At 39.5% G+C, this 13,318-nt stretch carries 12 protein-coding genes; 7 read left to right on the top strand and 5 right to left on the bottom strand.

Features of this window, described 5'->3' with window-relative positions; translation table 11 throughout:
• Positions 1-160 precede the first annotated feature (160 nt).
• Complete coding sequence (locus RMB13_RS04535) at positions 161-1,171, bottom strand: AraC family transcriptional regulator (RefSeq protein ID WP_004638954.1); 1,011 nt, start codon at positions 1,169-1,171, stop codon at positions 161-163.
• 208 nt (positions 1,172-1,379) lie between these two features.
• Here RMB13_RS04535 and RMB13_RS04530 point away from each other — a divergent pair, with 208 nt between their 5' ends.
• The 6 genes from RMB13_RS04530 (at position 1,380) to RMB13_RS04505 (ending at position 9,189) form a co-directional block, all read left to right on the top strand.
• The gene (locus tag RMB13_RS04530; RefSeq protein WP_311084525.1) at positions 1,380-2,498 is read left to right on the top strand and encodes a CaiB/BaiF CoA-transferase family protein; all 1,119 of its coding nucleotides are present in this window, start codon (positions 1,380-1,382) and stop codon (positions 2,496-2,498) included.
• Positions 2,499-2,653: 155 nt separating this feature from the next.
• A complete protein-coding gene (locus RMB13_RS04525; protein ID WP_311084563.1) occupies positions 2,654-3,886 on the top strand; it encodes a carbohydrate porin in 1,233 nt (410 codons plus the stop codon).
• A 174-nt stretch (positions 3,887-4,060) separates the two neighbouring features.
• Positions 4,061-6,466, top strand: a complete 2,406-nt coding sequence (locus tag RMB13_RS04520; protein WP_311084524.1) for a glucose/quinate/shikimate family membrane-bound PQQ-dependent dehydrogenase — start codon at positions 4,061-4,063, stop codon at positions 6,464-6,466.
• A gap of 166 nt (positions 6,467-6,632) precedes the next feature.
• Positions 6,633-8,276, top strand: a complete 1,644-nt coding sequence (locus RMB13_RS04515; protein WP_017392463.1) for a nitrite/sulfite reductase — start codon at positions 6,633-6,635, stop codon at positions 8,274-8,276.
• Positions 8,269-8,754, top strand: coding sequence for a DUF934 domain-containing protein (locus RMB13_RS04510; RefSeq protein WP_004638960.1), 486 nt, complete (start codon positions 8,269-8,271; stop codon positions 8,752-8,754). Before RMB13_RS04515 ends, RMB13_RS04510 begins: the two co-directional genes overlap by 8 nt.
• A gap of 81 nt (positions 8,755-8,835) precedes the next feature.
• Positions 8,836-9,189 carry an SMR family transporter gene (locus tag RMB13_RS04505; protein WP_311084523.1) on the top strand — a complete coding sequence of 118 codons (354 nt, stop codon included), beginning with the start codon at positions 8,836-8,838 and terminating at the stop codon, positions 9,187-9,189.
• A 51-nt stretch (positions 9,190-9,240) separates the two neighbouring features.
• On the opposite strand, the gene RMB13_RS04500 is transcribed toward RMB13_RS04505, so the two are convergent.
• The 3 genes from RMB13_RS04500 to RMB13_RS04490 all read right to left on the bottom strand — a co-directional run bounded on the left by RMB13_RS04500 (position 9,241) and on the right by RMB13_RS04490 (position 11,615).
• Positions 9,241-9,684: a VOC family protein gene (locus RMB13_RS04500; RefSeq protein WP_311084522.1), complete on the bottom strand. Its 444-nt coding sequence runs from the start codon at positions 9,682-9,684 to the stop codon at positions 9,241-9,243.
• A 131-nt stretch (positions 9,685-9,815) separates the two neighbouring features.
• A complete protein-coding gene (locus RMB13_RS04495; protein ID WP_311084521.1) occupies positions 9,816-10,991 on the bottom strand; it encodes an acetyl-CoA C-acyltransferase in 1,176 nt (391 codons plus the stop codon).
• Positions 10,992-11,099: 108 nt separating this feature from the next.
• Positions 11,100-11,615 carry a GspH/FimT family pseudopilin gene (locus RMB13_RS04490; protein ID WP_311084520.1) on the bottom strand — a complete coding sequence of 172 codons (516 nt, stop codon included), beginning with the start codon at positions 11,613-11,615 and terminating at the stop codon, positions 11,100-11,102.
• A gap of 379 nt (positions 11,616-11,994) precedes the next feature.
• Between RMB13_RS04490 and omp38 the strand changes: the two genes are divergently transcribed.
• Complete coding sequence (gene omp38 / locus RMB13_RS04485; protein ID WP_078219676.1) at positions 11,995-13,035, top strand: outer membrane protein Omp38; 1,041 nt, start codon at positions 11,995-11,997, stop codon at positions 13,033-13,035.
• A 124-nt stretch (positions 13,036-13,159) separates the two neighbouring features.
• Here omp38 and RMB13_RS04480 read toward each other — a convergent pair whose 3' ends face one another.
• Positions 13,160-13,318, bottom strand: coding sequence for a hypothetical protein (locus RMB13_RS04480; RefSeq protein WP_005036254.1), 159 nt, complete (start codon positions 13,316-13,318; stop codon positions 13,160-13,162).

Below are 13,318 nucleotides of genomic sequence, written 5' to 3'. Positions count from 1 at the left end.
TTTTTATTGCTTAAAATTTATTTGTGTTTTGAGTGTACTGGTTTTGATAGCGAGTGCAATGACGATAAGCGCACCAGTCAGGTGATGATTTTTGCCAATAGAGATACAAAAAAGCCCAAGTTGAACTTGGGCTAAATGTGAAACTAAAGAGATTTAAGAATTAGTGGTAACCGTGTAGCTGACGGTATAAACCAGGGGTCACACCTGTCCATTTTTTAAATGCGCGATGGAAAGTACTGGTTTCACTAAAGCCAACTTGTTGTGCAACATCTTCAAGTGTTAATTCAGGATTGAGTAACAAATGAATAGCAGCATCTCGGCGTAGAGCATCTTTCACGCCTTGGTAGCTTTTACCTTCAGCAGCCAAGCGGCGGCGTAAGGTTTGAGGAGACAAGTACAACATTGATGCAACGTCATTAAGCGTTGGCATTTCTTCACCAATCTGGCTTTTGAGTACGTCACGAATACGTGAAGTCAGCGAGTTGGTGTTTTTGAATTTTACTAAAAGCTGAGCAGGAGCTGCTTTTAAGAACTCTTCTAACGTTTTTTCATCTTGACGGATTGGCAAATCAAGATAATCGGCTGCAAAGGTAATTTCAGTACGAGGTGCATCAAACTGCATGACTGGTGCAAAAAATAATGCATCATATTCATCTGCATGAGCAGGACGTGGATAGCTAAAATGAACACGTTCTAAAGGTAAGCGACGTTCAATCAGCCAAGATGCCAAACCATGCCAAATCATTAACATACTTTCAGTAATGAAATGGTCCGGATCTAATGTTTTTGGAATGAGTGGAACTAAACGTGCTTCATGTTTGTCACGCTCTAGGCTTACAGACCATTCATCACCGAATAATTTGTAAAATTGAGATGAGAGTTCAAGGGCTTGGCCCAAGGTTTTTGCATGAATAATCAACTGACACATAATGGCAAAAGTGCCCAAACGACGTGGCTGTACATCAAAACCAACGTGTTCATCTTGTGTGACCATCCACAACATTTTTATAAAACGAGTGTATTGTTCTGGCGAGATTCGAGCTTTAGGTTGACGTAATAGTTCCGCTTCGATACCCACATGTGAAAGTAACGTCTCGACATCCATGCCAAGGCGTTTTACGCCTGTCAAAGCCGCATTCACGAAGTGGATGCTAATCGTATCGCGACTCATATTGAATCCTTCAGTCTCTTTGATGTTCACTTTAAATTGACCTAAATGACCGTCTAAAAAAATAAATTGGCGATTTACAACAGAGTAAAAGCACTTTTTACATGTTAAATTGCCGAAATGATCAAGGTAAATGGCTGAACATGACATTGTTTTGGAATATTTGCTTAACTAATATAAAAGAAAATATGAATAATAGTGGTTAAAAACGATGACGACAGCATTAAATGGACTTAAAGTTCTCGATTTCTCGACACTCTTACCTGGACCTTTTGCCACAATGTATTTAGCCGATATGGGCGCAGAAGTCATCCATATTGAATCTCCATCACGTCCAGATTTAATTCGCATCATGCCGCCTTATGCAAATGGACAAGCAACGGCACATAGTTATTTAAATCGAAATAAACAGTCGATTGTTCTTGATTTAAAAGATCCGGCGAGTATTGAGCTGATTAAAGCCAAGATTTCTGAATTTGATATTGTCATCGAGCAGTTTCGACCTGATGTGATGCGCCGTCTAGGATTAGACTACTCAACGCTTGCAGAAATTAATCCACGTTTAATTTATTGTTCAATTACCGGATATGGACAGACTGGAATCTATAAAGACAGAGCTGGGCATGACATTAATTATTTAGCTTTAGCTGGTATTGCTGGGTATAGCGGCCGACAAGACAGTGGCCCGCCACCGCTTGGTATTCAAGTTGCAGATATTGCAGGTGGTTCACTTCATGCAGTCATTGCTATTTTAGCTGCAGTGGTCGAGCGCGCGCGTAGTGGCATGGGGCAATATATTGATATTTCCATGACCGATTGTGTGGCAAGCTTAAATAGTATGGCTGCATCAGCCACACTTGCTGCACAAGTTGAGCAGGCTCCAGAACATGGCATGCTCAATGGTGGCATTTTCTATGATTATTATATAACGCAAGATGGGCGCTATCTATCAATTGGTAGTCTTGAACCACAATTTATGTCAGGTTTATCAATCGCACTTGATTTACCTTTATTATTACAAAAAGGCGCTTCCTTAGATGTAGAAGACCGACAGGAAGTTAAACAAGCTATTCAAGAAAAAATTAAAACTAAAACCTTTAAAGAATGGCATGAAATATTCGCAAATCTTGATGTATGTGTAGAACCTGTTTTAAACCTAACTGAGGCTTTAAATTCTCCCTTAGCACAAGAACGTGGATGGATTGTGGATGTACCTTTGCAAAATAATACAGCAGATACAGAACCACAATTGGCTTGTCCAATTAAGTTTTCACGATCTAAAATGAGATATTCCTTTATAGGTCAAAAGCTTGGCGAAGGGCGATGGTAAGAGCTTGATGTTATTTTTTAGTCAGGGTGGGTGAAAATTATTATCTGATTAATCAATTAATTAACATTTTGAATAATTTCTTTACATAAAATTAGCGTACCCTTAATAAACAAAGACATAAAAGGTATGTAAACATGAAAGCACATAAATCCTTGATGGCTTCTTGTTTATCCGTTTTATCAATTACCCTTTTTATTCAGCATGCACAAGCTGCGGCTGCATTTGACCCAAATAGTCCGTGGATGTTGGGTGATTGGAACGGTCAACGCACAGCGTTACAAGCACAAGGTTATGATTTTTCGTTTGGATATACCGGTGAATATGCTGGTATTTTAGACTCAAAGCAGACATCTACCCATGGTAGTGCTTATACAGGGCAACTTGCTTTAGGAACTCATTTTGACCTAAATAAAATTTTAGGTTGGCAAGATACAGAAGCTCAAATCACGTTAACTTATCGTGATGGTCAATCACTTTCTGAACATTCACCAGCTTTAGCTGGGCATTTGAGTTCTGTACAGGAAGTGTGGGGGCGTGAGCAAACTTGGCGTTTAACAGATTTGTGGATTAAGAAAAAATTCATGGATCAAAAGTTAGACGTTAAAGTAGGCCGTTTTGGTGAAGGTGAAGACTTTAATAGTTTTGACTGTGATTTCCAGAACTTGGCGCTTTGCGGTTCTCAAGTAGGGAACTGGGTCGGCGATCAGTGGTATAACTGGCCAGTTAGCCAATGGGCAATGCGTGTTAAATATAACTTGCAACCTGACTTATATACGCAAGTTGGTGTATATGAATATAACCCAGAAAATCTGGACCGAGGCAAAGGTTTTAACCTGAGTACGGATGGTTCTCACGGTGCAATTATTCCTGCCGAAGTGGTTTGGTCACCTAAATTAGGTGCTCAAAGCATGGCTGGTGAATACCGTTTAGGTTATTACTACAGTACTGCTGATGCCAAAGAAATTGCAGATGAAACAAAAAATTCTCATAAGCAAGGTGTTTGGGTAACTGCAAAACAAAAAATATTTCAGCCTGCTGATCAAACAGACCGCGGTTTGACTGGTTTTGTAAACCTGACTTTCCACGATTCCGACACCAACAAAATTGATAACATGCAAAATGTAGGCTTAGTCTATAAAGGTTTGCTGAATCAACGTCCTCAAGATGAGTTGGCATTAGGTGTTGCGCGTATCCATATCAACGATGATTGGAACGATGTCCAAAATAAAGAATACGACACTGAATACAATACCGAGCTTTACTACGGTATTCATGCGACGAATTGGCTGACTATCCGTCCAAATGTGCAATATGTTCGTCATGTTGGGGCATTAAAAAATGGTGATAATACTTGGGTAGGCGGTATTAAATTCTCAACTGCATTCTAAGCGTAATTATTCCGAAAACGGATTGTCGAGGGTTAAATCATTGATTGACATAACTTGACCTTCCGTTTTTTTCTTTGTGCCTGAGTTTTATTTTAGATGTATTGATAGGCCAGTTTTTGAACAAAAGCTCGGCGTATCTTTCCGATAAAAATGATGATTGATAAGAGGTGATTTATGAATCAACCTACTTCAAGATCAGGATTAACGACTTTTACCGTAATTATTATTGGGTTATTAGCGTTATTCCTGTTAATTGGAGGTATTTGGCTCGCTACATTAGGCGGTTCAATTTACTATATTATTGCTGGTGTATTACTCCTGATTGTTGCATGGCAACTTTATAAGCGCGCTTCCACAGCATTGTGGGTGTATGCCGCTTTAATGCTAGGTACCATTATTTGGGGTGTCTGGGAAGTTGGAACCGACTTTTGGGCGCTTGCACCGCGTTTAGATATTTTAGGCATTCTTGGTTTATGGTTATTGGTTCCAGCCGTGACTCGTGGAATCAACAACCTTGGATCAAGTAAAGTTGCCTTATCTTCAACGTTAGCAATCGCTATCTTGTTGATGGTTTACTCTGTTTTCAATGATCCGCAAGAAATTAATGGTGAAATCAAAACACCTCAACCAGAAACTGCTCAAGCAGTACCTGGTGTTGCTGAGAGTGATTGGCCTGCTTATGGTCGTACTCAGGCAGGTGTGCGTTACTCGCCGTTAAAACAGATTAATGACCAAAACGTAAAAGATTTGAAAGTTGCTTGGACTTTACGTACTGGCGATCTTAAAACGGGTAATGACTCTGGCGAAACAACCAATCAGGTTACTCCGATTAAAATCGGTAATAACATGTTTATCTGTACAGCTCATCAGCAGTTAATCTCGATTGATCCTGCTACAGGTAAAGAAAAATGGCGTTTTGATCCGAAGCTTAAAACGGATAAATCGTTCCAGCATTTAACTTGTCGTGGTGTGATGTATTACGATGCAAACAACACAACTGAGTTTGCAACGAGTCTTCAAGGCAAGAAATCTAACTCTACACAATGTCCGCGTAAAGTCTTTGTTCCAGTGAATGATGGCCGTTTAGTTGCGGTGAATGCTGATACAGGTAAAGCATGTACTGACTTTGGTCAAAATGGTGAAGTGAACTTGCAAGAGTTTATGCCATACGCTTACCCAGGTGGTTATAACCCAACCTCTCCTGGTGTCGTGACTGGTTCAACTGTCGTTATTGCTGGTTCGGTAACAGATAACTACTCAAACAAAGAGCCATCAGGTGTAATTCGTGGTTACGACGTTAACACTGGTAAACTTCTTTGGGTATTTGATACTGGCGCAGCAGATCCAAATGCAATGCCGGGCGAAGGTACGAATTTCGTTCATAACTCACCAAATGCGTGGGCTCCTTTAGCATACGATGCCAAACTTGATATCGTTTATGTGCCAACAGGTGTAGGTACACCAGACATCTGGGGCGGTGACCGTACTGAGCTGAAAGAGCGTTATGCGAACTCAATGTTAGCGATTAATGCTTCTACTGGTAAATTAGTGTGGAACTTCCAGACAACCCATCATGATTTATGGGATATGGACGTACCATCACAACCATCTTTAGCTGATATTAAAAACAAAGCTGGCCAAACTGTTCCTGCAATCTATGTATTGACAAAAACAGGTAATGCCTTTGTTCTTGATCGCCGTAATGGTCAACCAATTGTTCCTGTGACTGAAAAACCAGTACCACAAACAGTTAAACGTGGACCACAAACTAAAGGTGAGTTCTACTCAAAAACTCAGCCATTCTCTGACTTGAACTTGGCACCACAAGACAAATTGACAGATAAAGATATGTGGGGTGCCACTATGCTTGATCAGCTCATGTGTCGTGTATCTTTCAAACGTCTAAATTACGATGGTATTTACACTCCACCATCTGAAAACGGTACTTTAGTTTTCCCTGGTAACTTAGGTGTATTTGAATGGGGTGGTATGTCAGTTAACCCTGACCGTCAGGTTGCTGTAATGAACCCGATTGGATTGCCATTTGTGAGCCGTTTGATTCCTGCTGATCCAAACCGTGCGCAAACTGCAAAAGGTGCGGGAACTGAGCAGGGCGTACAACCAATGTACGGCGTACCTTATGGCGTAGAAATCAGCGCATTCTTATCTCCACTTGGTTTACCTTGTAAACAACCAGCTTGGGGATATGTTGCAGGCGTAGATTTGAAAACCCATGAAGTGGTATGGAAAAAACGTATTGGTACAATTCGTGACAGCTTACCGAACTTGTTCCAATTACCAGCTGTAAAAATTGGTGTTCCTGGTTTAGGTGGTTCAATTTCTACTGCCGGTAATGTCATGTTTGTTGGTGCAACTCAAGATAACTACTTACGTGCGTTTAACGTTACTAATGGTAAGAAACTTTGGGAAGCGCGTTTACCAGCGGGTGGACAAGCAACACCAATGACTTATGAAATCAATGGTAAGCAATATGTTGTGATTATGGCCGGTGGTCATGGTTCATTTGGTACGAAAATGGGCGACTATTTAGTGGCTTATGCCTTACCAGATAACAAATAAAATGCTTCTATAAAAAGGGCCTGGATTTATCCAGGCTTTTTTTATATCGATTTATATTAAAGCTTATCAATAAAACCGTTATTAAATATGCAAAAAAAGCATTTTATTGATGAATAAAAGCTCGCTATGCTATCTGCCTTAATAATGAATCTACTAGCCATACGCCATGTATTTATATACCGATTTCGATCAGCAGCTGATTAATCAACGAGTTGCTCAGTTCCGCGATCAGACAGAGCGCTATTTAGCGGGCAAACTTTCTGAAGATGAATACCGTCCATTACGTTTGCAAAATGGTTTATATGTGCAACGCTATGCGCCTATGCTGCGTATTGCTGTGCCGTATGGCTTAATGAGTTCAAAACAATTACGTAAAATTGCTGAAGTTTCAACTGAATATGATCGTGGTTATGCACACGTATCTACACGTCAGAACATTCAGTTAAACTGGCCAGCTCTTGAAGATGTACCAGAAATTTTAGCTGAACTTGCAACCGTACAAATGCATGCCATTCAAACTAGTGGTAACTGTATTCGTAACACAACGACTGACCAATATGCAGGTGTAGTTGCTGGTGAAATTGCAGACCCACGTCCAACATGTGAATTGATCCGTCAGTGGAGTACGTTCCACCCTGAATTTGCATTCTTGCCACGTAAGTTCAAAATTGCCGTTTCTGCACTTGAAGAAAAAGACCGTGCTGCAACAGCATTCCACGATATTGGTGTATATATCGTGCGTAATGAAGCGGGTGAAATCGGCTACAAAATTATGGCTGGTGGTGGTTTAGGCCGTACCCCAATCATTGGTAGCGTCATTCGTGAGTTTTTACCACGTGAAGATTTAATTTCTTACTTAGAAGCTGTTCTGCGTGTTTATAACTTGCATGGCCGTCGTGATAACAAATATAAAGCACGTATCAAAATTCTAGTGAAAGCTTTAACTCCTGAAGTTTTTGCTCAGAAAGTTGAAGCTGAATTTGAACACACACGTGAAGCATTAAAAATTCAGCCAGAAATCTTGAAAAAACTGGATGAAGAGTTCATCCCATTTGACTATCAAGATCTGGCAGATGAAGACTTCACTGCTTTATTTGCTGAGCATCCAAAATTCAAGCAATGGTTCAATATCAACACACATGCACATAAAGTGAAGGGCTATCGTATTGTTACGATTTCTCTAAAACGTGCAGGTATCGCACCAGGTGATATGACCACCGAAGAAATGAACTTTATTGCAGATCTTGCTGATAAATATACTTTCGGTGAACTTCGCACGACTCATGAACAAAACATTGCTTTGGCAGATGTGCCACAAAAAGATTTGTTCGATGTATGGCAAGCGCTTGAACAACAAAATATGGCACGTGCACATATTGGTTTTATTACCGATATTATTAGTTGCCCGGGCGGTGATTTCTGTTCACTTGCAAATGCGAAATCAATTCCAATTGCTGAAGCAATTACACGTCGTTTCGATGACTTAGATAAGGTGTATGACCTTGGTCATTTAGACTTAAATATTTCTGGTTGTATGAATGCCTGTGGTCACCACCACGTAGGTAACATCGGTATTTTAGGTGTAGATAAAAAAGGTGCTGAATTCTACCAAATTACATTAGGTGGTAATTCTGACCATGATGCATCAATTGGTGATATCTTAGGGCCATCATTTGCAGCAGATGCTGTTCCTGACGTAATTGAAGAAATATTAAATACTTATCTTGATTTACGTACTGAAGGTGAGCGTTTTGTTGATACATATCGCCGTGTAGGAATTCAACCATTTAAGGAGCGTGCATATGCTTAATACAGCTCTACCAGTGCTTTATAAAGATGGCACGATCGCTGACAATACTTATCAAATCATTGCTGAAGATGGTGTTATTCCTCAAGGTGACGTTGTTGTAACAACAGCTCAACTAGACCAATTAGCAAACATTCAAGGTAAAAAAGCTTTGTATGTGACTGTGAATGATTCACCTGAAGATCATACATTCCCATTAAACGAGCTTAATGCAATTTTCATTGAGTTTGCAGGTTTTGGTGATGGTCGTGGTTACTCATTTGCTGCACTATTACGCCGCCAAGGTTTCCAAGGTGAGTTGCGGGCAACGGGTGATGTATTTAAGGATGTCTTAAACTACTTAAAACGTTCTGGCTTTGATAGTTTTGTCGTAAAAGAAGGCAAAGACGTACAAGAAGCGGCGGCAGGTTTACAAGACTTTACCAATCCATATCAAGCTTCAACCGCTGTACCGCAGGCAAGTTATCAAACTGGTGCTTAAATAGATTTCAAATACGAAAGCTGAACTTAGGTTCAGCTTTTTTTATAAATAATTTTTAAATGACTTAACTGAAGAACAAGAATGCTAGGCTTAATTTCAAAAATAAATCCCGGTGCTTGGTGGTTATTATTTGCCATCGCGACGGATGTACTCTCAACATTCTATTCTGCTAGAGGTAATGGCTTAGTTAATAAGACAGCTCAAGGTATTGCTCTGATTCTATATATGATCTCTTTCGCTTGTGCTGCGATTGCTTTGAAATATATGCAGGCTGGAATTTTGTATGTACTTTGGTCTGGAATTGGCGTATTAGCGACAGCTTTTCTGGCAAAGATTTTTCTTGGGCAAAATATTGATGTGGCGGGGTGGGTTGGAATTGGATTCATTACGGTGGGGCTGATGATTATTGCTCAATTTTCCAATATTGATATTTAGAACCTCATAGAAATATCAGAGTGTTTCTATGAGGCTTAATTGTTGAAAATATTAAGTATCAAGCTGGCAGTTGACCATCCATTTTATGCCAAATTGATCGGTAAACGCTCCGTATAATGCACCCCAGAACGTTTTTTCTAGAGGCATTTCGATTTGACCATTTGCAGATAAAGCATCAAAAAGTTGTTTTGCTTTTTCTTGCTCATCTTTTTCAAGATTAATCGAAATGTAGTGATTATTACCTTGGGTAAAAACGCTGTTAGGGGTACAGAACTGATCATTGGTATCTGATGCCATAAGTACCGTATACTCATTAATTGGCAGTGAAACATGAAGAACCAGATTCTTATCAGCTTCAGATAAAGTCACGCCTTCAGTAGGTGGCATATCGCCATAGCGGCTCAACATGCCAAACTCACCGCCAAAAACTGATTTATAGAAATTAAACGCTTGCTCTGCCTGACCTTGAAAGTTGAGATAGTGATTGAGTTGCATTGTTATAGTCCATTGTTGTTTTCATTTAGAAGAATAAGTTAAAACGTAAAAGTGATTTTGTGGGTCATTTTTTGTAGTTTTTTCATAAAAAAAATCCCGCCGAAGCGGGATTTTGAAATATTGTTTTTTAATTAAATGAGTTCAATTGCAACGGCTGTAGCCTCACCACCACCAATACAAAGAGCAGCAATACCTTTTTTACCGCCAGTGCGTTTAAGAGCATGGATCAACGTAAGAATGATACGAGAACCTGTAGAACCAACAGGGTGACCTAATGCGCAAGCACCGCCATTGATATTTACTTTTTCAGCATCAAGTTTGAAATCATCAATTGGGCACATGGTGACCATGGCAAAAGCTTCGTTAATTTCCCATAGGTCGACATCTTGAGCATTCCAGCCAGCTTTTTTCAGAACTTTCTCGATAGCCCCAACAGGAGCGATTGTAAATTCTGAAGGATGCTGAGAGTTTGATGCTGTTGCGATAATTTTCGCAAGCGGCTGTAAACCACGTTGAGCAGCAACTTCACTTGATGTTAGTACTAATGCAGATGCACCATCCGAAATAGAACTCGCATTTGCAGCAGTAATTGTACCGTCTTTTGCAAAAGCTGGTTTAAGCGAAGGAATTTTGTCGATCTTTGCATTTAGAGGTTGTTCATCTTGATCAACAACAACATCGCCTTTGCGATTAGGCACGGTAACCGAAACAATTTCATCTTTGAAATAGCCTTCAGTAATCGCTGTTTGAGCACGTTTCAAAGAACGAATTGCAAAGTCATCCATTTGCTCACGTGTATAGCCACGTGTGTTTGCCATATCTTGAGCAAAAGAACCCATTAAACGACCAGTTTCAGCATCCTCAAGTCCATCAAGAAACATATGATCCTTAATTTCGCCATGACCCATACGATAGCCAGCGCGTGCTTTTGGTAAAACATAAGGCGCATTTGTCATGGACTCCATACCGCCAGCAACAACAATTTCAGCACTACCTGCTTTAATCATATCGGTTGCTTGCATTACTGCTTTCATACCAGAGCCACAAAGCTTATTAATAGTCACAGCACCTGTGGAATCTGGTAAGCCTGCTTTACGCATTGCTTGACGAGCAGGGCCTTGTTTTAAACCCGCAGGAAGAACACAACCCATAATGACTTCTTCGACATCAGTAGGTTGTAAACCTGCTCTTGCGATTGCTTCTTTAATGGTTACAGCACCTAGTTCAGGCGCAGTAAGTCCCGATAACGATCCTTGAAAACCACCCATGGCAGTACGAGCACCATTAACAATTACGATGTCAGTCATTGTTCTAATCTCCAGTTGTTCTTAATCTCAAAATAAGAAATGTTTAAAACCTAGGCAGTATATTGCAAAAATCATTGGGAGCTATCTTCTGCATTAGACTGTAGAGTTCTAACAATTTTTAATATCTTCTAAACGAATATGTCCCATTTTGCTGAGAACCAATTTAAAGTTTTTAAGCTGATCATAAGAACAATATGTAAAACTGCCGTTAGACTCACGTGGCAGTCCAGTGTCTCCCTGAAATACAATACTATTTAATTTTTTTCCAAATTTTTGAAATTTTAAAGAACCATAACGATGATTAAGTTCAACATTGGTCAATATCTCTTCGTCGCTTTCTCTCTGTAGATTATGATTTATGTCTACAAAGCTTATAAGGCTTGTATCCCAATTACTATTACACAGCGTTAAATCAACACTTGGGCAAAGTACGACACTCTTATGTCGTAGAATTGCGTCGTATTTGGCTTTTTGTATATGAATTGTGAGTAGTCGAGGAGTGTTTTTTAATTCTACCGAAGCCATAAATTGATGGTATAACGGAAGAGCTATAGTGAACATAATCATAAGAATTGTGAGCGTTATAATGAGTTCCATTAGTGTGAAACCAGGAGATTTAAACATTAAAATTCCTTAATATATAAAGAAATATTTTGATTTTATGCGTTCTATCAATGATTTATATGGCTTTTTATAATGAGGAAACACAAAATTAAATAAAGGTTATCAGGACGCTAGAATACTGGTAAAATCACCATAAGCGAAAGAAAGAAGTTGTTCATATTTGCTAGTTGAGTAAAAAATTACCGAATTACAACGGAAATTGTAAGTAATTTTGTCAATAATTTACTTGATTAAAATTATCAAGCACTTGGAAAGTCTATCAAGTGTTTGTATGATTCAAATGTGAATAGCTTAAAAATAATACTGGGGTAAAAATATCTCAGGGGCCAATAAATTTAGGCTGAGCTTGAACAACAATTGTTATCTCTGGAGGATATCCATGAAATTGAGTCGTATTGCACTTGCTATGCTTGTCGCTGCTCCATTAGCTGCTGCTAATGCGGGCGTAACTGTTACCCCTTTGTTAGTTGGTTATACTTGGCAGGATACTGACCATAACAACGATAAATTAACAAGTCATGAGGAATTACAAGATGATTTGTTCGTTGGCGCTGCACTAGGTGTTGAATTAACTCCTTGGTTGGGGTTCGAAGCTGAATATAACCAAGTTAAAGGTGATCTTGAAGGTACTGGCGTAGCTGGTTCTGAATATAAACAAAAAACTATTGCGGGTAACTTCTACGCAACTTCAGATTTGATTACTAAGAACTACGACAGCAAATTTAAGCCGTACGTATTGTTAGGTGCTGGTCAAACTAAAACTGAATTTGATGGTGGTGTTGATAAAAAAGACACTATTGGTAACGCTGGTGTAGGTGCTTTCTATCGTTTGAATGATGCATTATCACTTCGTACTGAAGCTCGTGGTACTTATGATTTTGATGAGAAATACTGGCGTTATACAGCTCTTGCTGGTTTAAACGTAGTTCTTGGTGGTCACTTGAAGCCTGCTGCTCCTGTAGTAGAAGTTGCTCCAGTTGAACCAACTCCAGTTGCTCCACAACCACAAGAGTTAACTGAAGACCTTAACATGGAACTTCGTGTGTTCTTTGATACTAACAAATCAAATATCAAAGACCAATACAAGCCAGAAATCGCTAAAGTTGCTGAGAAGTTAACTGAATACCCTAACGCTACTGCACGTATCGAAGGTCACACAGATAACACTGGTCCACGTAAGTTAAACGAACGTTTATCTTTAGCTCGTGCTAACTCTGTTAAATCAGCTCTTGTAAACGAATACAACGTTGATGCATCTCGTTTGTCTACTCAAGGTTTCGCTTGGGATCAACCGATTGCTGACAACAAAACTAAAGAAGGCCGTGCTATGAACCGTCGTGTATTCGCGACAATCACTGGTAGCCGTACTGTAGTTGTTCAACCTGGTCAAGAAGCGGCAGCTCCTGCAGCAGCTCAATAATTTGAGTTCTTGAACAGTAAAAAAGCGACTCGTTAGAGTCGCTTTTTTTATTGCGATTTTTAAAATATTTAATCATTTCTATGTCTCCTTCATAATAATTTCTTTTGTTTACTGTCTAAAATATTTACCAATCACCCTTTCTCAATTGCTGTTTAGTATCTTGTCTATCTCTACGATGTTGGGCACGAGGTTTTTCCGTTTCATGCATCCCACCTTTGTGAAGTAAAGGGGAAAGAGCCACCTGATTACGGACTTTGATTTTTGACATTTCTTTAATTTTCAT

It is taken from the genome of Acinetobacter sp. V102_4 (assembly GCF_031799005.1).
Classification (GTDB): domain Bacteria; phylum Pseudomonadota; class Gammaproteobacteria; order Pseudomonadales; family Moraxellaceae; genus Acinetobacter; species Acinetobacter calcoaceticus.
This window is presented reverse-complemented; position numbering and strand designations above follow the sequence as displayed.